We start from the raw sequence: 18,979 nt of genomic DNA on the forward strand, positions 1-18,979 counted from the left end.
CGTTAGAGATCAGTCCTTTTCTTTACTTCGAACGTTGTTTACGGACGTTGTTCTGAAGTACGATGTCGTGCTGCGTTTGCTGCGTTTCTCCGTTGACCTGAGAGGCAGAATGTTTAGCATTCGCCCATGGTTGAGGGTAAGCGGTTGTTCTTAATTGAACAAAGTCTTCCATATACGATTTCCCATTTGAACTCATATCTCAAGCACTCCCTTTGGAAAAATTAGCGTTTCCCTGACGCCCTCATACGTTCCTGTGGACGTGTATTCGTCTCACCGTTCGGCCTTTTAGACGCATAAGCATCTGTGGCCCCTGGTTCGCCTTCAAACTTGTGATTCACTTGATTTGGAAAGCCCTTTGCTTTATTACGCATACTGATTCCCTCCAAACAATACAAATCATTTGCGTCTTTTGAAGACGTAAGGGTAGTATATGAAAAAAGAGATTTTTTTAAAAAGGCACTTTCTGCTAGATGAAGGAGGAACCAGTATGGAACAATATTTTGAGCGATTAACCGAACAACTAATGGAAAAAAACAATATGCTCACATATGAAGAAGCACGTACATGGGTAGAGCTCCTTTGGAGTGATTTTGAAACAACCTATGCAAAGGCTGGCCGCAAGTATAAAGGACAAGAAACGACTGAACGGATTGTCCGAGAATGGATCGAAAGCTACGGCGCTCAGCTGCATTTATTTCAAAATAAACAATCGAAGGCAAATGAGCATCTGCAACAAAACGACAAAGGGCTGCTGCATTAAAAGGGTTGCCCTTTTCACTTCCACTCATCTTTTTCAATAAACAGGAAAATATATAATTGACCAAACAATTTTATGAAACAATACCCAGTCTGTGATCAAAATTACAGGCTTTTTACAATGGATAAACTTAAAATTACATTAAATTCATGTTGGTGAAAATCACTGGAAATAAAACTCTGATATAATGTAACGATTAAGGATACATGAAATTTATGGATAATAAAAAAGGGTTTCGTTTTCTGACAAAAAAGGAATAATGAACATAACAGACTATGTGAAAAAAGTGAAGAGAAGGTGCGATATGGAACGGGAACTGCTCTCTGTTATAATTCCTTCTTACAATGAAGGTGAAAACATCAGACGAATCTTTGAGGCACTCGAGGAAGAGTTTCGCGATTTTCATTATGACTTTGAAATCATCTTTGTGAATGATGGAAGCAAAGACAATACGCTTCAATACATGAGAGAGCTCTCTCACAAAAGTGCAAAAGTCAAATACATTTCCTTTTCTCGTAACTTTGGGAAAGAAGCTGCAATTTTAGCAGGTCTTGAGCATGCAAAAGGGGAAGCTGCGATCATTATGGACGCCGACCTGCAGCACCCAACGTATTTGATTCAGGATTTTGTTAGAGGCTACGAAGAAGGTTATCATCAAGTCATTGCCAAACGAAACCGTAAAGGGGACAGCAAGCTTCGTTCTTACCTATCATCGATGTATTATAAAGTGATGAACAAGGTGGTCGAAGTGGACTTGCGTGATGGTGTAGGAGATTTCCGCTTAATTTCCCGTCAAGCGATCGACGCATTGCTTCAGCTAAAAGAGGGAAATCGTTTTTCAAAAGGCCTTTTTTGCTGGATTGGCTTTGAAGAAAAGGTCATCTATTATGAAAATGTGGAAAGACAGCACGGTGATACAAAATGGTCACTAAAGAAATTATTTAACTACGGGATTGATGGTGTCATTTCCTTTAACAACCGCCCGCTGCGTATTTGTTTTTATACGGGTATTTTGATCTTATTTCTCTCTTTGATTTACATCGTGGCGACCTTTATTCAAATCGTCAGAACGGGCATCATGGTACCGGGTTATTTCACTTTAATCTCAGCTGTGCTTTTCCTCGGTGGTGTCCAGCTCTTGAGTCTAGGTGTGATCGGAGAATACATTGGCCGGATTTACTATGAAACGAAAAAGAGGCCGCATTACTTAATTCAAGAATCAAATGTCATGGAACAAGAGACAAGCTCAAAAGAACAAGACCGAGTGTTAACACAGTTATTTAAATAACGTGGAGTCAAATAACCGGCAAGCACGAATCGCTTGCTGGGTTGTTTTGTTTCAATGAACAGTGGATCTTTTGGAGAAAGGATTTAGATGATGAAACGTAGATGGATACTCATTGGAATGTGCCTCATTCTTGCTTTATTAGGACACTCCTTTTTCTTATATGAATATACGCAAGGCCGATATATGACGGGAGATGGAGATGGCATTTCGCAAATGCTCCCGTTTAAAAAGCTGCTGTATGACGAATACGTCAAAGGAAACTTCTTTTATTCCTATCAATTTGGTCTAGGCGGCGGTACATATACGCAATTAGGTTATTATTTTACAACGTCGATGGTCTTTATGGTCACAGTCGCTGTTGTCTGGCTGTTAAATGTGCTTCACCTTGTACAGTCAACAGACATTCACTTTTGGGCAAATGCTGTTATTTGGCTGAGTGTGATCAAGCTGACAGTCATTCTGTTCATCGCATATCGTGTGCTTCTTTCGATTGTGCAACATAGGCTGGGGGCGCTGACAGGTGCCGGTATTTACGGACTGTCTATTGTGTACTTTCGGCATCAAACGTTTTGGGAGTTTTTCACCGACAGCATGATGTGGCTTCCGCTGCTTGTGCTCGGGGTTGAACGGATTTTTAAAACAGGCAAGCCGGCATGGTTTATTGCGGCTTGCAGTCTCATGCTGATCAACAATTTTTACTTTGCTTACATTCACTTTATCTTTTTAGCCATTTATCTCGTCTTCAGATATATGATGAAGCTTCAAAGCGAGGAGCGAGGCTGGAAGGTGTTCTGGACACTTGCGATCTCTACGTTGTTATCGTTTGGGATCAGTGCTGCCTTTTTTATCCCGTCTGTTTACGGCTTTCTCAATAATGTAAGACCGCCGTATGAACAGGCAATTCCTTGGTTTACGCTGCATGATCATCTGCTGTTTACAAGCAGGGTGTACTTATTGCCGGTCATCTTTCTGATTTGTCTGTTTCTCGTTCCGCTATACCGGAACAGATGGTTTTTCATGTTCACATCGATCAGTGTTCTGCTGATCATTTTTCACTACAGTCCAAAGATGGCGAGTGTGTTTAATGGTTTTTCTGCACCGCAGTACAGATTTGAATATATTCTTGCTTTTACAGTTGGAGCAGTCATAGCCATCACCATCAAGCATTTCTCGCAAATGGAGTGGAAGTGGAAAACACGTGCGGTTTTAGGCGCTTGGATTGTATTCCTTCTCGCAGTCGCCCTTTCAGAACGAGCAAAGGGAAATATGGATGTTGTTGTATTTACCGGAATAGGACTGCTTGTGATCAGTTTGTTCTTCCTCTCGATACATGCGGGAAAACGTCTGCACCTTCGTCTCTTGTCAGCTGTGCTCATCGTTGTGAGCTTACTGACAGCAGGCGTGTATCAGCAGGGCTACTTATTTGAAAGAAGCAATATTAAGAGCGTATCAGATACGTATCTGAATAGTGAGGCGTATGCTGGACATGAGCAAATGAAGCTCATTCAGCAGATTGAAAGCCGCTCAAAAGAAGATCCGCTTGCCCGGATTGATTGGATGAACGGCGTGCGCAACAACACCCCGTTATTTGAAGGCTTTCAAGGCATGAGTGCGTATTCAAGTATATTGAATCAGCATCTGCTCCATTTCTACTGGAATGACCTGCAAATTGATATGGGACGGGAAAGTGTCAGCCGGTATGCAACAATGGGGGACAGGGCGAATTTATACAGTCTGACCTACGGGAAGTATTATATGAGAGACAAATCGATGTCTTTCTCACCGCCGGTTTATTTTAAGCCCATATTGGAAAGCGAACATTATGAAGTGTATGAAAATACACGCCCGCTCCCATTTGCAAGAACAACGAGTACCGTCTATTCAGAAAAGTCACTAGAGCATGCGTCAGCACTTGATAAAGAACATGCGATGTTGCAAGGTGTGATCTTAAACAAAAAAGGAAATGCTGAAATCGACCAATCGCCTGATCGAATAAAGGATACAAACATTCATACTGAACAAGCGGTATACGAAAATGGCGTGCTTGATGTATACGGGAAAACGGGCGGGCTGAATATCACCCTTCCAGATGATATCGCTCGCGTGGGGGATGTGTATGTGAGCTTTTATGTGAAGCGGACCGACCGTAACGAAGGGTTTCAGTTATCTGTGGATGACTACGTCACATCACGCAAAAGCAATACGTCTATCTACAAAACAGGCGTTAATGACGTGACGATTCGCGTCCCTGCGGAAAAAATCCTTTCCATACAAGTTCCAAAAGGGACGTATGAGCTGAGTCAATTAAAGCTGTATCATGAGCCTTACCGCACCCTTGCGCGGGCATATGAAAAAGAAAAACAGGATGATGGCAGCCAGCAGGTGAAGCTTAAAAATAACCGCTTTACGATTTCTTATGAGAACAAGCGCGGCGATGATTATATGATTCTGCCTGTTCCATATGAAAAAGGCTGGGAGCTCACGGTGAACGGCCATCAAACCGAGATTGAACAAGCCAATTATGCGTTTATCGGTTTTCCAATAGAAAAAGGAAAAAACGAGATCGTGCTAACCTACTATCCGCCTTATATCAGAATTCTCGCATTGATTTCACTCGTCAGTTTGGTCGTTGCGATTTTATATGCACGGAGAAAACACAAGAAACACCACTTTACATCATAAGTGGTGTTTTTTCTCATCATTGATACAATCTACATAAAAGCATGTGAATGGGGGAGACCATTTGACGTTAAACAAAGAGTCCACTATTGCTCATTTTGAACACTCCATTGAATGGGTACAGTCACTAACGGAATTAACAGACAAAGAATGGCGCAGAGCGATCGCTGATGGAAAATGGAGCACCGCTGAAATCATCGCCCATTTCGTTCCATGGGATGAATTTATTTTAAAGGCTCGACTAAAGGAATTTTGGAACGATCGGCCATTACCTCAAGCTCCTGATGTGCACAAAATGAATCAGCAGTCAGCTGAAAGAGCGAGAAAGGAAAAGAAAAGCGAGACGATCGTTCGATTTATTGCTGTCAGAACAGAATTACTTCAAGAAATGAAGAAAATTGAACCATCTCGCTGGAATGAACCTTTTTTTATTGGTCAAACCAAGCTGACGTTATTAAGTTATTTCCAAGGACTGATCGAACACGATACCCATCATATGAAGCAAATCAAAGAAGCACTCTCGTCAGAAAGAGAGTAGAGTCATGAAGCTTCTTTCTCAAATGGAAACGTCGCATAATCAAACAAAAAATGAAATAGCCAAAGACTTAGCGCAAAGAGAATTTCTTCAGAAGTAGTCAGCAAAATGCCGTCAACCAATTCGTCTGATACATAGACAGCACCCCAAATAAACAAAAGGTGAAATAAAACGGCATAGAAAACGATGGATCGTTTTTTGGACCGACACTTACGAACAAACCGCATGAGCACGTGTTCCAGATGTTCAAAAGAGATTCCAAGTACAACATAGATGCCCATAAACAGAATCAACGATAAAATCGATTGATAAAAAGCACCGGTCAAATGAAAGAACAGCACACAAAACAACAAAAATATGTAACAGACAGCTGATAGCGCCATGAGCCATTTCAGCCCTTGCCATAAAGCGTGAACAGATTGTTGCATGGGTAAACAACACTCCTTTACATGAAGATACCTGCAAAAAGGACAGCCTTTTTGCAGGAAGGTGGAATTAATCCTCTTTTTTAGGTGCAGCGATGACAGGGTGTTTTTCTGTATCAAGCAATTTCAAGAATTCTTCGCCTTGATCTAAATGATCCAAAACAAGCTGTTTCGGTGTGACCGCAAGCCACTGATTGAGCGAGATATCTGCATAATGATCGCTCTTAAAGATTTCTAAGAAATAGAGCGGTTCGTCGCCTGTATTTTCTACATAATGCCCCATCGCAAATGGCACATAGCCAACGTCTCCCGCCTGATAGTTGAAGGTTCTCGCATGTCCATCAGAAGCAAATACCGTCATTCGAGCTTTTCCAGAAATGAAATATTGCCATTCATCCGTATTTGGGTGCCAGTGCAGCTCACGGATGGCACCTGGATCAACTTTCACAAGAGCAGAGGCAATCGTTTTAGAAGCTTTGAAATTGGTAGAATCCGCAATCCACACTTGTCCGCCGCTTGACGTAATCGGCTCTTGCTTTAACAGCTCATATTTAAAGGAGTTCGGGACTTCTCCTTGCTCTGTTTGCACCTTGTCACATTCAAGGGAACCAGGAATTCCTTTTTGGAAAATATACTTCTCTTTCTCTGGCAGCTTCTCAAATTGCTCCTTTGTCATTCCAAAGTTTTGGAGAACGACTTCCTCTGGGGTATGAGCAAGCCAATCAGTCACTTGGAACGTACTATTTTCAGAGAAGGAACCATCATCAAACACAAGCAAGAATTCAGCTCCTGGTTCAAGTGCTTGAATAGAGTGCGGCAAGCCAGAAGGGAAGTACCATAAATCTCCCTCAGTCACATCCTCTGTAAAATTCCGCCCCTCTGCATCAACCGATGTAATTCGGGCTTCCCCATAAATCATGTACGCCCACTCCGCTTCCTTATGCCAGTGAAGCTCACGAATCGCACCAGGCTTTAGCCGCATGTTCACAGAGGCAAGACTTTTAGAGATTGGCAGTTCACGTACCGTGACTTCTCTTGCGTAACCGCCTTTTTCTAAACGGTTGTGCGTATCAGAAAAAGAATATTTCATGTTGGAAACCGTTCCATGATCGGTTTCTGGTGGCGTGAGCATATCTGGGTTTTGTCTGTCTCGCTCGAGATTACGTGGAATTTTGACCGTTGCTCCTTTTTCTCCTCGAATCGGCTGCGGTACACCATTTTGCTTTTCACTCATGATAAAATCCCCTTTCAACATCGTATTGTGTGAGGTGACAAAAGGCCTTTCATTTCGCCCTCGTTTTCATAAGGTGAAACGAATCAAGAAGATGTCAATCTGATTCATCATTTTTTTGAACAGCGACCAATCGTTGGATGAGTTTGCTTAATTCATCAAACTTTCGTTCAAAACGTGTCAGCAAATAAATCGTCAAAATGGCAGGAAAGCCAGCCTGACCGAGCTGCTTCAGCCATTCCTCCGAAAAAAAGGTCTCCATTTGTCTCACCTCCCAGCGGATGCTCGTCTTCTCTATAGGTGGTATGAAAGAAGAAATAGGAAATCAAAAGGGGAGAAAATGAACCATTAGACCCGTTTCACAAAGTTTACTTTTTTTAACTTTTGTCCACTTAATGCAAGTAGAGAGAACAAAGGGGAGGATGCACATGGATTATCGGCTGTTATTGAAAGCAAAATGGAAGGAAATCGTTGATCACCCGCTCATTCAGCAGTTTTTAAGCAATCCTAAAAACCAGCAGCTGCTCCGGCAAGTCATGGAAGAGCCAAACGAGGAAAATGCGAAAAAACTAGATTCCGAGTTCAAGCAGTTTTATCAAAAAATCCGCATCATCAAGTATATTTCCACAATGATCCGCATCTTTTCAGTCGACTTTGACAAACGAGTGAAAAAAAAGCAGCAACGTTTTCCGCTCATACTCGATCATCCTGATACGCAAGAAGTGAAAGACCCTGTTCAAACAGATACGTATGAAGCTGTGCTCTTTAACCAGCAAGACTTAGGGGAGCACCTGCAAGACCCAAGATTGTACAAGGCCTATCAGCAGCTCACAGACAAACAAAAAATGGTTTTAACCCATATTTATGTTGAAGGTCAAACAATGAAAGAAATAGCCGACCGGCTAGGCGAAACGAGACAAAACATCTCAAACATCCACAAAAAAGCACTCAACAAACTAAAAGAAGAAACAGGGGGAGATGTCCGTGCAAGAAGACAAAATGACCAATGGAGAAATGGAAGAACTCATTGAAACCTTCACACCCATGATCAAAAAGAAACTACAAAACACGGCATATCAAGAAAGAGAAGACCTCGAACAAGAACTCTACATCAAACTCATCGAAAAAATAGACCGGCTGATTTACCAAGAAGGACCTGGCTTTTGGGAGTTTATTGTGGAGTATATGACGAAGATGTAAGAGGAACTGATGGTGCGAATGTCAGGTGAACATAAAATCCCCGGGACATTCGCACCTTTTCATTCGACAAAATTGAGGAAAAATGTATATTTTATAAAGGAGAAAACAAAATTCTTTATTGAAAGTTGAGGATTTTACCTATCATTTCCTAAAAAATGTTACAATTAGGGCAGAAATCGCAGTCGCACTCTACATGAGTGCGTGGATTGAAATCACAGCCATTTCATGGGGTTTTGATTGCGTGGATTGAAATTGTTTATCCGTGTATGCTTGTTGTTGCTTTTTAGTCGCACTCTACATGAGTGCGTGGATTGAAATAACGCTGAGGATGCACCAGAAGGAAAGAAAGACGCGTCGCACTCTACATGAGTGTGTGGATTGAAATACAGTAGCCGTATTAATTACAGGTCTTATATTTGTCGCACTCTATATGAATGTGAGGAATAAAATTCTTGTCAGTAGGTAGCTTGAAAGATTTATTGACATTGCGCTTGAAATAGGTGTGAAAAACATAACTCTGTCTCAGCCATTTTATTAATGAATTCAAAGATGTTGATGAAGCAGCGAAATAAGTATGATTATCATCAGTAATAGTTTTTAATTAAATAGGATTAAGAGAGATTCGGTGCGAATGTGAGGTGAACATAAAATTCCTGAGGCATTCGCACCTTTTTATTCGACAAAAATGAGAAAAAATGTATATTATTTAGAGGTGAAAACAAAATTCCAAATAGAAATTGAGGGTTTTGGCTATCATTTCCTAAAAAATGTTATAATTAGGGCAGAAATCGCAGTCGCACTCTACATGAGTGCGTGAATTGAAATTAACCCATTATCCGTAATCATCCTATAAACACCATGTCGCACTCTACATGAGTGCGTGGATTGAAATTCTCAGGCAGACTTTTCTGTAGCGGAGAAAGTAGTCGCACTCTACATGAGTGCGTGGATTGAAATCGCTCTCCAATCGACCGTTTTTGCACCTGCATAGGTCGCACTCTACATGAGTGCGTGGATTGAAATGATTTCTTCGTCTGTTAAATCTTCATAGTATTTGTCGCACCCATATATGAGGTGCGCATGGTTTTCAATGATTGTGTCTTAAACGGTTATGACTACCTTAAAGATCATCTTCTTACAACATCCTCTTTCAAATAGCCATCAAATATACTGTTCATTTGTACAGTGAAAACATGACTCCTTGCAGTCATGTTTTTTTCTTCTTCTTTTTCCTAAATAAACCTTAAAAAATCTCAAAATAAGTCGAAATGAAAAGTAGTCATTTAGATTCAAATTTTATCCATTCGTAATGTGGTGAAGGAGGAATTGGTTTGGGTGAAACGGAGCGAACCGGTAAAGTTGAGCAGCTGATCTTAGAGAATTATCAAAGATTAAACAGCATGATATCCGAAGAAGTCGACTTTGCTTCTAATCATGGCGGGCTGACAGGAGATTCTAGAGAAGTGATGTGGTTGGAGTTTTTTCGGAAAATCATTCCTAAAAAATATTCATTAGCACAAGGTGTCATCATTATTGACTCAGAAGGAAATCATTCTAACGAAGTCGATATTGCCGTTTTTGATGAGCAGTATACGCCGTATGTGTTCCAACACAATTCGTTGAAGTTTATACCGATTGAGGCGGTTGCGGTTGCTATAGAATGTAAAAGTTCAAATTTCGATGTTGATAATTTAAAAGTTTGGTCTGACAATATAAAAAAATTAGTACCGAAAACAAAAGGAATAGCTAGGATGGCCGCTCAAGGGGTTGTCATGGTTGAAAATGATACACAGAAACGAACACGTCCTATTTTAATTTTAGCAAGTAATTTAAAAAGGCAAACAGCAAATTCATCTTCAAAGATGTTTGAAATATTAGACAAAGCATTTGACTTTATACTTATGAAACAAAAGAGTGTATTTCATTTAAGAGCTCCTAATGAAGATAAACACCTAGGATGGTGGGCTAATGAATTAAATTGTTATGATCCAGAAAGGTCTAGGGAACAAGAGGATGAAGAAAAGAAAGAAAATAATGAAGATGATAGTGAAGACAAAGTGATTTTGAACAAACTCAGTGAATTACGTATTGATCACAATGAGCTGTTAACGCTAAACTTCCAATTAAATCAATTGCTGATGCTCATCAATAATCCCATGTTTTTCCCTCACTATGCATATGCCGAGCTATTTCAGAAACAGATAACAAAGTGAAGAAAGGAGAGCGACATGACAAGGGAATCTAGAAAACCCAAAACGAATTGGCATGATGTGAAACATGCGATCGACACAAACATTCATGAAGACCAAAAACTTTTTAAAGAGCCGCTTACTATTCATTTGGTTACGCCAATGTTTGGGGGAGGGCCCCAATCAAACTCAATTGATCAAGACAGACCGATTCGAGAAAGTGCAATTCGTGGTCATCTTCGTTTCTGGTGGCGTGCAACTCGAGGAGCTGCCTGCAAAAATGCGAATGAATTATCTAAAAGAGAAGCAGAGATATTTGGTCATACAGAACAAGCGAGCCAGATTCAAGTGGTAACCCATTATGAAACAGACGAAGTGAAAAGAAATTCAAAAGTATTTTTAAAAAAGAAAAATCATCCTTTTCCACGGTATGTTCTTTCAAATATGAAAGATGAAACACCATACCTCATGAAGGCGCAATTTTCTTTAAATATCCGGTTATCTAAAAAAACAACCGATTTTGAGTTAATCAAAAAAGAAGTTGAAGCAGCATTATGGGCTTGGATCAACTTCGGTGGGCTTGGGTCAAGAACGAGACGTGGGTGTGGCAGTTTATATTGCAAGCAATTTTCACCACACAACAAGAGGACAAAAAGCCAATTGGAAAAATGGTTTGAGCAAAAGCTTTTAGAATATGACATTCAATTGCCAGCATCAAGTCGAGCATGGCCGACGCTTAGTCGTGAATTCAAAGTACAGGGATTTCCATCATCTATGATCTCATGCTGGCAATCCGTCATTCAGACATATGAAACATTTCGAAGAAGATCAAACCCGTACAAAAAAAGGGGAAGAAGTTGCTGGCCGGAAGCAGATACTATTCGTCTGTTAACAGGTAAGGCTAAATCAGGTCATCACATCCCTTATCCAAAAGAGAAACCATTTAAATATCAAGCATTTCCTAGAGCTCAATTTGGTTTGCCTATTCAGTTCCGATTTGCTCCTAAAGATAGTGGGAAAGATCCAGATCCTGTAACGCTCCCACCTAAAGGAAAGGATCGTTTGGCTTCACCACTCATCTTAAAACCGTTAGCTATTAATCAAAAGGAATCAGTGGGCATGGTGATGGTGTTGCAGCAACCAAAGATCGAAGCTTTATCGCTTTTAGGGGACAGAAAGCCTTTGCCCGATGTGACAGATGAACAAAGTATCTATCCAACAGCCACCTACTCAAACAACCCATTACAAGACGAGAGTGGCCGTACGCACTCATCGGCGATTCAAGCTTTTTTACATAGCAAGGAGGTGCAAACATTTTGTCAGTAGAATCACAAAAACAAACATTAATGCTATTTTCGATAGGGCCTGTTCAAGAATTTATTGCGCAAGCAAGGCGGACGCGTGATTTATGGTTTGGCTCTTTTCTTCTATCTGAATTAAGTAAAGCAGGTGCGAAGAAATTTCAAGAACTGGGTGGAACGCTTATTTTCCCTGTGTTCAACGAATCCTCTGCAAAAACAAACAACGCACCAAACAAAATATTGGGAGGAATTTCACACGAACAACCTTCATCCGTTGCAAGACAAGTAAAAAAAGCAATATATAACAAATGGAAGGAATACGCAGACTTCGTAAGAGGGATTGTGGATCCTTATATTCAAATAGGCACATGGAATCGACAAGTAGATGATTTAATAGAATTTTATGCTGTGTGGACTGAGATGCAAACTCAAGAGGAAGCGGCAAATGCGTCCGCAAGTCCATATCATATGGCTCTTCAAGAAGTCGAAGGTTTAATGGCTGCAAGGAAGACTTTAAGAGATTTTAAACAAAATGAGCCAGGGGCGTTATTCGGTGAACCAAAATCATCACTTGATGGTGGCCGGGAATCAGTTTTCCAAAAGCAAAAAACACCACAGCAAGTGGCGCAATTAGCAAAATGGGGAATTGGTGAACATGAATCATTAGATGCGATTTCAGTGATCAAACGATTGTCCTTACATAAGCACCCGAGTATGACATTTCCATCAGTCTGCGATAAAGCATTTGCTCCCTATCAAAACATGTTGGAAGAAAATGAACAGATGAAGAAAGCTGCCACTCAATATGTGAAAGATGTAGAAATGTATCTTGAGAATATGAATCTAACAGTAGCTCCTATTGTTTTGAGTGAGGCATCGCTTTTTTATGAAAGAAGAATAGAAGATTATCTTGAACAATGTGGACTTGTCGGGACCACACGAACAGAAGCGAAAAATGATATCACACAGCTGCTTGAAAAATATTTCAAAGGTGAATACAGCAAGCATCATGGCCAGCCGGTTAAACCACCAGCACCTTCACCTTACTATGCCTTTCTCATGGCGGATGGAGATAAGATGGGCAGCCAACTACGAAATATACAGCATGTAGAAAGCCATATTGCATTTTCTAAAACGCTCTCAACTTTTGCTTCAAAGGCTCGTGGGATTATTTCCAAATGTGAAGGTACATTGATCTATGGCGGTGGAGATGATGTCATGGCTTATGTACCGGTTCACAAATGCTTAGAAGCAGCTGGGAAATTACAAAGAGAATTTGTTTCAACGATGAAGGCTCATCAACATAGTGAGACACCTCCTTCGATTTCAATTGGCATCGCCATTGTTCATATGCTTGAGCCTCTTGAAGAAGTAAGAAGTATGGCACGTCAGGCTGAACAATATGCAAAACAAGAGCGAAATTCATTAGCGATTCATTTCCAAAAGCGAGGCGGAGGAGACACAATGAATATCTCAGTCTCATTTCAAATAGATCCAGTGGACTCTATCCAAGAGATGACGACGTGGTTAAAACAGTCTTATTTCACGACTGGCTTTGCATATGGCTTACGAGAGTTGTATCAAACATACGAACAGTCTCCATTTAAAAAACAGCCAGCAATTTTAGATGAACTCATTCCACTAGAGATAAGACGTCTTGCATTCAAAAAGAAAACGGAAGCAAAAACAGAGCAAGAAACGAAAGAGTGGATCGATCAATTGATTGCGAAGTATATACCGAAGAAGAATACATTAGAAGAATTACATACAATCGCTGAATGTATGATCATTGCTCTTCAACTAGAGGAGGTAAGTGGACATGCCTGAAAGATGGTTTCACATTCAACCGCTTGATCCGCTGCTTATTCGTGATGCACGCCCATTTCAAAGTGTACCGGGTATAAGGGCGCGTTCATTAAACGATGTTCCGCCGAGTGTGGTCGCAGGAACACTTCGTACAGCTCTAGCGAAGAAACGACAATCAATAAAACACACGACGCCACTTTCTTATTATGCGAAATCTCTTGTGCGAGGTCCTTTATATCGCTGGCATGATCATTTATATGTTCCAATGCCTCATGACCTTGAGTTATTCGATGATGAGTATGGCATGTATCAAGTGAGACCGAAGCCAATGATGTCGAAAGGCCAGGGCTTTTTTGGTACAGGAAAAACAGGCCGTTTTAGTGAGGCATTATGGCCGCCAATTGGAGCTGGTGCTCGTAAAAAAATGAAATCGCCGCCTGCTTTTGTATCACTAAAGTGGATGGTGAACTGGCTGACAGACGCAGTGGATGAGAGTCAGGTGAAGGAAGCCTTGACTGAATACCAACACTTGCAGAAGGAAAATCATTCGTTCAAAAATGATGCACCACCTGCATTTATTCCAGCATTACAGCGTCAGGAACGAACACAAATTGAGGTGGAAACTGGCAGTAAAAGAGCAAAAGATCAGCATCTATTTTCAACTGAATCGCTCTTATTCCCAGATGACTTTAAATTGGAGGCAGGAATAGATTTATCTACTGAAGAGTCAGAAGAATTAAAGCCTTTCTCAGGCATTCACCCAATCGGTGGTGAACGGCGGCTGGCTCATATAGAAGACCGGCCACATGTATACCAACAAGATTGGACATGTCCGGATCCTATTAAAGAATCGCTCAAAAACAAGCCGTATGTTCGCATGATATTGGCGACACCTGCTTATTTCAGTAAAGGATGGCAGCCCGGATGGCTGGATGAACAGCTCATGTCAAAACCACTATTTGATACAAATGTACGACTGAAATTGGTTTGGGCCTCTGTTCCACATTGGCAGCCAATTTCTGGATGGAGTTTAGCGAATAAAGACAAAGGGCGTGAAAAAGCAATACGACGCTTAGTCCCCGCAGGTAGTGTTTACTTCTTTACAGTAGAAGAAGGAGATCCAGCAGAACTGGCCGAAAAAATGTGGCTTCAATCAGTATCTGATCGTAACCGGCGTAAAGAAGCGTTTGATCGTGAAGATGGCTGCGGGTTAGCACTTTGGGGAACATGGAAGCCGAATGAATAAGAGGAGTGAGATGATGGAAGCAAGCCGTTGGTTTTGGATACATTGTTTATCCCCCCTCCATATTGGAGCGGGTGAAGGAATTGGCGTGATTGATATGCCTATTCAACGAGAAAAAGTAACAGAATGGCCGATTATACCTGGAAGCAGTATCAAAGGCGTGCAGCGTGAGCATTATCGCGCGAAAGGACAAGACACATTCGTACAAAAAGTATTTGGTACACAAGGAGATCAAGATGGAAGCGCAGGAGCAGTCGTCATGACAGATGGCCGGTTATTTTCATTCCCGGTGGCGAGTAGATACGGTACATTTGGATATGTGGCAAGTCCACTCATATTGAAAAGATTAGCCCGTGATGCAAAAGCATTAGGTGTATCGCTGGATATCCCTGATCTCATAGAAGAATCAAGCACGCTAGTCACCATGAATTCTAAATTAGTAGAGAATGACGAATTATATCTAGGTGAATTTCAAGGGGCTGCAAAAAAATCTCAACAACTAACCGATTTTGCTGAACAGATGGCCAAACTTTTATTCGACGATAAACAATCACAAACTCTTTGGATAGAACGATTTGTGATTGTAAGTGATGACGTTTTTCAATACATTGTCACTATGAATTCTGAAGTGACACCTCGTATTAGAATTGATCATGAAACCCAAACAGTTAGTAAAGGAGCTCTCTGGTATGAAGAGTATGTACCAGCAGAAGCCATATTTTATGGGCTCATGTGGTGTGATCGTGTCGATGGAAGAAATGATTTATCTGTTAGACACCAACTTTTAAATCAACTAGAAAAACAGATGTATCTTCAATTAGGTGGAAACACAAACGTAGGTAAAGGAAGAGTATCCTGGCGTATGACAGGAGGGGAGAGATCATGAAACTCATTCAACATCATTATGCTGAGAAAGCGTATCAACATGTGATGAATGCCAAAACGAATGAGGAGAATTTCTCAAATCAATATGGACAACTCTGTCACAGATTCGCCTCAATGATCTTAACAAATGGATTAAGGCTCACCATTACATTTTTTGAAGCAAAATCAAAAAAAGGAAATGCTTATCAACAATTCGTTCAGGATATAAAAGAAACACTAGATATACAAGGAGATTGGTCAGCTTCTAATCGAAATTACTTAATCAAATCAAGACAAGCTTTAAGTGCATCTGTTTGGTTAAAAAGATATGCGGAATCTATTTTAAAGGTGGAACAAGGGGCGGAAAATGTGGAGGACATCCAATGAATCTGTCATTAACCTTAAACAAAAGCAAATGGGAGATTGATGGTTCTGCATTGTCGAACATCATAAAGGACAGTTCGAAAAAGCAGTCATTTTATGAAAATGTGATTAGTCTACATCGAAAACAATGGGGAAAAAATCGCTTATTGTATGAAAAATTTTTGGAGCGATATTATACCGATACGAACCCCACATGCTTAGTCAAATCCATATCGCCGTTAGTCATTGGACATGGAGGAGAGGGTGTGCTTGAAACGGGATTGTTATTACACCCGATATACGGCGTTCCTTATTTACCAGGAACAGCTTTAAAAGGCGTAGCCTCTCATTATGCCCACTCTGTATTAGGTGAAAACTTTCCAGAACTAAAACAAGGTGGTAGTGATTACAACACATTGTTTGGAACAAACGAACGTGCTGGCATCATCGAATTTCATGATGCGCTCATGATGCCTGAGACGGTAGGAGAAGCATTCAAAGTAGATGTGATGACACCACATCATTCAGACTACAACAGCGTCAAGCTAGATAAGATAAACAAAGGGGGAAGTGTTCCAGCCCCTCGAGACGATGACTCACCAACACCTATTCATTTCTTAACGGTGGTCAACGGCCGCTTTCAACTTCTATTGAAAACAAAAAAGAATCTACCAGAAGAATCGGAATGGCTCGAACTCGCCAAAACCATCTTACTAGGCGCTTTAGAACACGAAGGAATCGGTGCTAAAACAAATGCGGGTTATGGAAGACTTAAAATGGACGACGTCATTTCTTAAGCCATGGTGCGAATGTGAGGTGAACATAAAATCCCTGGAACATTCGCACCGTTTCATTCGACAAAAATGGTAAATAATGTATATTTTTAGGGAGGAAAACAAAATTCTATATAGAAACTTGAGGATTTTGATGATCATTTCCTAAAAAATGTTATAATTAGGGCGGAAATCGCAGTCGCACTCTATATGAGTGCGTGGATTGAAATTAGAAAACTGTTGACATATTGGTATTACCTGAGTGTCGCACTCTATATGAGTGCGTGGATTGAAATGGATCGGTAGCATATCCCGCCGCCTTGATTTGTTGTCGCACTCTATATGAGTGCGTGGATTGAAATTCTTCAAAGAATTTTGAGGCTTCAAGTCGATCTTGTCGCACTCTATATGAGTGCGTGGATTGAAATCTGTAGCTCATGACAAGCATAAAGACTCGGTTAGTCGCACTCTACATGAGTGCGTGGATTGAAATTCTATCTTCTTAAAGGTTTTCCAGTCATGACTATCGTCGCACTCTACATTAGTGGATGGATTAATAATTGCGAAAACTAACTCTGCCTCCTGCCTCAGTAGTCATGAATCTAATTGAATTCAATTGTTGCTGAAATATAAAGAAGTATGATGAACAAGTTTCAATAGATTTCATACTAAGAAAAAGTCGGTGCGAATGTGAGGTGAACATAAAATCCCTGAAATATTCGTACCGTTTCATTCAATAAAATGAGAAAAAATGTATATTATTTAGAGGGGAAAACAAAATTCTATATAGAAACTTGGGTTTTGACGATCATTCCCTAAAAAATGTTATAATTAGGGCGAAAATCGCAGTCGCACTCTATATGAGTGCGTGGATTGAAATAATGGAATTGCGTAGTAAACGATATCTAAATTCGAGTCGCACTCTATATGAGTGCGTGGATTGAAATTTGCATTTTCTTGGAGTCTCTCTGTCTCTTCGCGTCGCACTCTACATGAGTGCGTGGATTGAAATAGTCATGCTAATCATCCTCCTCCAAATTTAATGCCGTCGCACTCTACATGAGTGCTTGGATTGAAATGGTGAATGGTGGGAAAAGACAGGAAAGCCTGGTGTCGCACTCAACATAAGTGCATAGTTCACAGTTTCTGCGAATTACATACATTCAAATATCTATCCCCCTAAATCCAAGCTCTACACAACAAAAAAAGACTCGCTCACACAGAGCCGAGTCTTAATTTTTTTTGCAGTTTTTCTTCACTGAAAATCCAGCCGGTATAGGAATTTTTGATTTGGTGGTCCATGTCGATATGGCAGATCGCGACAAAAGGATAGTGACCTTTGCTGCGGTAGCGCAAATCAATGAACCGTACCTCATAATGATCCTTGTATTTATCCACTTCCCACCGGTAGACAGGGGAGAAGGAGAGAAAGGCTGAAATGTTTTCATCCTGTTTGGCAATTTTCATAATCTCAGTATCAGGGACCGGCACACGGTTAAAGGTGTCTAAAATGATGATCTCACCATTCATACTGCGTCCAACATGGAAAGAGGATTTACATTTCACGGCAATGCGCCATTGTCTGAACTTCATTGTAGGCGAAATAATAATGTCTTCAATCTCATCGAATCGTGCACGCAGCTGGCGTTTAATCTGAAGCTGCATGATGACCCTGACGATATAGTAACAGAAAATCACGGCATACAGCGTAATGAACGTATAGCCGGGATGCCCGCCAATCCCCCATACGACAATGGCGACAAGATGTGTAAAAAAGATAAACGGATCAAACGTGTTAATGATCCCAAGCGCTACCCATTTCTTTGAAAATGGACGAATGGCCTGCGTGCCGTAAGCATTGAAAATATCGACAAACACATGAAGCACGACGGCTAATAGTGTCCATAACCAAAGGTGAAGTAAATTTGCCCCCGGCACAAATGGGAAAATCACAGCCGGAATTAGCAATGACCAAAACAGTACAGCCGGAATGGAATGAGTAAATCCCCGGTGATTTCTTATATAAACTGCATTATTTTTTAGTTTTAGCACAGTATCAATGTCTGGTGCTTGGGAGCCGGCGATGGTCGCGATCATCACGGCGTGTGCCATGTGTGGATCTGCGCTGACGGCTGGATCTAAAAGCGCAAGTCCCCCAAGAGAAATGCCCATTACTACATGAGTACCAGTATCCAATTGATTACCTCCTAGTTGTCATGCTTAGGAACAATCATACAAAGTATACGTCTCTCATCAAGACTATGTGCAAAATCACTTTTGCTTTATCCCGATTTAATGTAACATGTTAACGTATCTACAAACAGT

19 protein-coding genes and 3 CRISPR repeat arrays are annotated in these 18,979 nt (G+C 40.8%); of the genes, 13 read left to right on the plus strand and 6 right to left on the minus strand.

Going from position 1 to position 18,979, the window contains the following annotated elements; all coding sequences use genetic code 11:
- Nucleotides 1-22: 22 nt before the first annotated feature.
- Both NSQ17_RS04230 and NSQ17_RS04235 read right to left on the minus strand, forming a co-directional pair.
- Entirely contained in the window at nt 23-196 is a 174-nt protein-coding gene (locus NSQ17_RS04230) for a YpzG family protein (protein ID WP_003217811.1), read from the minus strand.
- Nucleotides 197-221: 25 nt separating this feature from the next.
- Nucleotides 222-371: a small, acid-soluble spore protein K gene (locus tag NSQ17_RS04235; protein ID WP_003217849.1), complete on the minus strand. Its 150-nt coding sequence runs from the start codon at nt 369-371 to the stop codon at nt 222-224.
- Nucleotides 372-487: 116 nt separating this feature from the next.
- Between NSQ17_RS04235 and NSQ17_RS04240 the strand changes: the two genes are divergently transcribed.
- The 4 genes from NSQ17_RS04240 (at nt 488) to NSQ17_RS04255 (ending at nt 5,262) form a co-directional block, all read left to right on the plus strand.
- Nucleotides 488-760 carry a YfhJ family protein gene (locus NSQ17_RS04240; RefSeq protein WP_017366871.1) on the plus strand — a complete coding sequence of 91 codons (273 nt, stop codon included), beginning with the start codon at nt 488-490 and terminating at the stop codon, nt 758-760.
- Nucleotides 761-1,061: 301 nt separating this feature from the next.
- Nucleotides 1,062-2,045 carry a glycosyltransferase family 2 protein gene (locus NSQ17_RS04245; protein ID WP_008341983.1) on the plus strand — a complete coding sequence of 328 codons (984 nt, stop codon included), beginning with the start codon at nt 1,062-1,064 and terminating at the stop codon, nt 2,043-2,045.
- Nucleotides 2,046-2,132: 87 nt separating this feature from the next.
- Complete coding sequence (locus tag NSQ17_RS04250) at nt 2,133-4,727, plus strand: YfhO family protein (RefSeq protein WP_342467889.1); 2,595 nt, start codon at nt 2,133-2,135, stop codon at nt 4,725-4,727.
- 61 nt (nt 4,728-4,788) lie between these two features.
- Nucleotides 4,789-5,262: a DinB family protein gene (locus NSQ17_RS04255; protein WP_039167943.1), complete on the plus strand. Its 474-nt coding sequence runs from the start codon at nt 4,789-4,791 to the stop codon at nt 5,260-5,262.
- 2 nt (nt 5,263-5,264) lie between these two features.
- Here NSQ17_RS04255 and NSQ17_RS04260 read toward each other — a convergent pair whose 3' ends face one another.
- The 3 genes from NSQ17_RS04260 to NSQ17_RS04270 all read right to left on the minus strand — a co-directional run bounded on the left by NSQ17_RS04260 (nt 5,265) and on the right by NSQ17_RS04270 (nt 7,177).
- Nucleotides 5,265-5,687 carry a regulatory YrvL family protein gene (locus NSQ17_RS04260; RefSeq protein ID WP_144680181.1) on the minus strand — a complete coding sequence of 141 codons (423 nt, stop codon included), beginning with the start codon at nt 5,685-5,687 and terminating at the stop codon, nt 5,265-5,267.
- 67 nt (nt 5,688-5,754) lie between these two features.
- Complete coding sequence (locus NSQ17_RS04265; protein WP_342467890.1) at nt 5,755-6,918, minus strand: oxalate decarboxylase family bicupin; 1,164 nt, start codon at nt 6,916-6,918, stop codon at nt 5,755-5,757.
- A gap of 94 nt (nt 6,919-7,012) precedes the next feature.
- A complete protein-coding gene (locus NSQ17_RS04270; RefSeq protein WP_073415715.1) occupies nt 7,013-7,177 on the minus strand; it encodes a YvrJ family protein in 165 nt (54 codons plus the stop codon).
- Nucleotides 7,178-7,343: 166 nt separating this feature from the next.
- Here NSQ17_RS04270 and NSQ17_RS04275 point away from each other — a divergent pair, with 166 nt between their 5' ends.
- The 9 genes from NSQ17_RS04275 (at nt 7,344) to cmr6 (ending at nt 16,678) form a co-directional block, all read left to right on the plus strand.
- Complete coding sequence (locus NSQ17_RS04275) at nt 7,344-7,946, plus strand: sigma-70 family RNA polymerase sigma factor (RefSeq protein ID WP_047947015.1); 603 nt, start codon at nt 7,344-7,346, stop codon at nt 7,944-7,946.
- The gene (gene rsoA, locus NSQ17_RS04280) at nt 7,894-8,115 is read left to right on the plus strand and encodes a sigma-O factor regulator RsoA (protein ID WP_061418431.1); all 222 of its coding nucleotides are present in this window, start codon (nt 7,894-7,896) and stop codon (nt 8,113-8,115) included. The genes NSQ17_RS04275 and rsoA overlap by 53 nt, the downstream gene beginning before the upstream one ends.
- Nucleotides 8,116-8,908: 793 nt before the next feature.
- Nucleotides 8,909-9,138: a CRISPR direct-repeat array (repeat unit 32 nt; unit sequence GTCGCACTCTACATGAGTGCGTGGATTGAAAT).
- Nucleotides 9,139-9,446: 308 nt separating this feature from the next.
- Nucleotides 9,447-10,328, plus strand: coding sequence for a DUF6602 domain-containing protein (locus tag NSQ17_RS04285; protein WP_034284196.1), 882 nt, complete (start codon nt 9,447-9,449; stop codon nt 10,326-10,328).
- 15 nt (nt 10,329-10,343) lie between these two features.
- Nucleotides 10,344-11,630, plus strand: a complete 1,287-nt coding sequence (cmr1, locus tag NSQ17_RS04290; RefSeq protein WP_342467891.1) for a type III-B CRISPR module RAMP protein Cmr1 — start codon at nt 10,344-10,346, stop codon at nt 11,628-11,630.
- On the plus strand, nt 11,621-13,432 hold the full coding sequence (gene cas10 / locus NSQ17_RS04295) for a type III-B CRISPR-associated protein Cas10/Cmr2 (RefSeq protein WP_342467892.1): 1,812 nt from the start codon (nt 11,621-11,623) through the stop codon (nt 13,430-13,432). The genes cmr1 and cas10 overlap by 10 nt, the downstream gene beginning before the upstream one ends.
- Nucleotides 13,425-14,657, plus strand: coding sequence for a type III-B CRISPR module-associated protein Cmr3 (cmr3, locus tag NSQ17_RS04300; protein ID WP_342467893.1), 1,233 nt, complete (start codon nt 13,425-13,427; stop codon nt 14,655-14,657). The genes cas10 and cmr3 overlap by 8 nt, the downstream gene beginning before the upstream one ends.
- 10 nt (nt 14,658-14,667) lie before the next feature.
- Nucleotides 14,668-15,540: a type III-B CRISPR module RAMP protein Cmr4 gene (gene cmr4, locus NSQ17_RS04305; RefSeq protein WP_342467894.1), complete on the plus strand. Its 873-nt coding sequence runs from the start codon at nt 14,668-14,670 to the stop codon at nt 15,538-15,540.
- Complete coding sequence (gene cmr5 / locus NSQ17_RS04310) at nt 15,537-15,905, plus strand: type III-B CRISPR module-associated protein Cmr5 (RefSeq protein WP_041106375.1); 369 nt, start codon at nt 15,537-15,539, stop codon at nt 15,903-15,905. The genes cmr4 and cmr5 overlap by 4 nt, the downstream gene beginning before the upstream one ends.
- Complete coding sequence (gene cmr6, locus NSQ17_RS04315; RefSeq protein ID WP_342467895.1) at nt 15,902-16,678, plus strand: type III-B CRISPR module RAMP protein Cmr6; 777 nt, start codon at nt 15,902-15,904, stop codon at nt 16,676-16,678. The genes cmr5 and cmr6 overlap by 4 nt, the downstream gene beginning before the upstream one ends.
- A gap of 174 nt (nt 16,679-16,852) precedes the next feature.
- A CRISPR array of direct repeats spans nt 16,853-17,214; the repeat unit is 32 nt; unit sequence GTCGCACTCTATATGAGTGCGTGGATTGAAAT.
- A 288-nt stretch (nt 17,215-17,502) separates the two neighbouring features.
- A CRISPR array of direct repeats spans nt 17,503-17,733; the repeat unit is 20 nt; unit sequence ATGAGTGCGTGGATTGAAAT.
- Between the two features lie 136 nt (nt 17,734-17,869).
- On the opposite strand, the gene NSQ17_RS04320 is transcribed toward cmr6, so the two are convergent.
- On the minus strand, nt 17,870-18,850 hold the full coding sequence (locus NSQ17_RS04320; RefSeq protein ID WP_041090769.1) for a metal-dependent hydrolase: 981 nt from the start codon (nt 18,848-18,850) through the stop codon (nt 17,870-17,872).
- Between the last annotated feature and the right edge of the window lie 129 nt (nt 18,851-18,979).

The sequence above is a fragment of the Bacillus sp. FSL W8-0629 genome, from assembly GCF_038593225.1.
GTDB lineage: Bacteria > Bacillota > Bacilli > Bacillales > Bacillaceae > Bacillus > Bacillus altitudinis.

Bases quoted from the DNA above. Each gene is read 5' to 3' on its own strand.
- NSQ17_RS04230 (WP_003217811.1), bottom strand. From the start codon at position 196: ATGAGTTCAAATGGGAAATCGTATATGGAAGACTTTGTTCAATTAAGA.
- NSQ17_RS04235 (WP_003217849.1), bottom strand. From the start codon at position 371: ATGCGTAATAAAGCAAAGGGCTTTCCAAATCAAGTGAATCACAAGTTT.
- NSQ17_RS04240 (WP_017366871.1), top strand. From the start codon at position 488: ATGGAACAATATTTTGAGCGATTAACCGAACAACTAATGGAAAAAAAC.
- NSQ17_RS04245 (WP_008341983.1), top strand. From the start codon at position 1,062: ATGGAACGGGAACTGCTCTCTGTTATAATTCCTTCTTACAATGAAGGT.
- NSQ17_RS04250 (WP_342467889.1), top strand. From the start codon at position 2,133: ATGATGAAACGTAGATGGATACTCATTGGAATGTGCCTCATTCTTGCT.
- NSQ17_RS04260 (WP_144680181.1), bottom strand. From the start codon at position 5,687: ATGCAACAATCTGTTCACGCTTTATGGCAAGGGCTGAAATGGCTCATG.
- NSQ17_RS04265 (WP_342467890.1), bottom strand. From the start codon at position 6,918: ATGAGTGAAAAGCAAAATGGTGTACCGCAGCCGATTCGAGGAGAAAAA.
- NSQ17_RS04270 (WP_073415715.1), bottom strand. From the start codon at position 7,177: ATGGAGACCTTTTTTTCGGAGGAATGGCTGAAGCAGCTCGGTCAGGCT.
- NSQ17_RS04275 (WP_047947015.1), top strand. From the start codon at position 7,344: ATGGATTATCGGCTGTTATTGAAAGCAAAATGGAAGGAAATCGTTGAT.
- rsoA (WP_061418431.1), top strand. From the start codon at position 7,894: ATGTCCGTGCAAGAAGACAAAATGACCAATGGAGAAATGGAAGAACTC.
- cmr1 (WP_342467891.1), top strand. From the start codon at position 10,344: ATGACAAGGGAATCTAGAAAACCCAAAACGAATTGGCATGATGTGAAA.
- cmr3 (WP_342467893.1), top strand. From the start codon at position 13,425: ATGCCTGAAAGATGGTTTCACATTCAACCGCTTGATCCGCTGCTTATT.
- cmr4 (WP_342467894.1), top strand. From the start codon at position 14,668: ATGATGGAAGCAAGCCGTTGGTTTTGGATACATTGTTTATCCCCCCTC.
- cmr5 (WP_041106375.1), top strand. From the start codon at position 15,537: ATGAAACTCATTCAACATCATTATGCTGAGAAAGCGTATCAACATGTG.
- cmr6 (WP_342467895.1), top strand. From the start codon at position 15,902: ATGAATCTGTCATTAACCTTAAACAAAAGCAAATGGGAGATTGATGGT.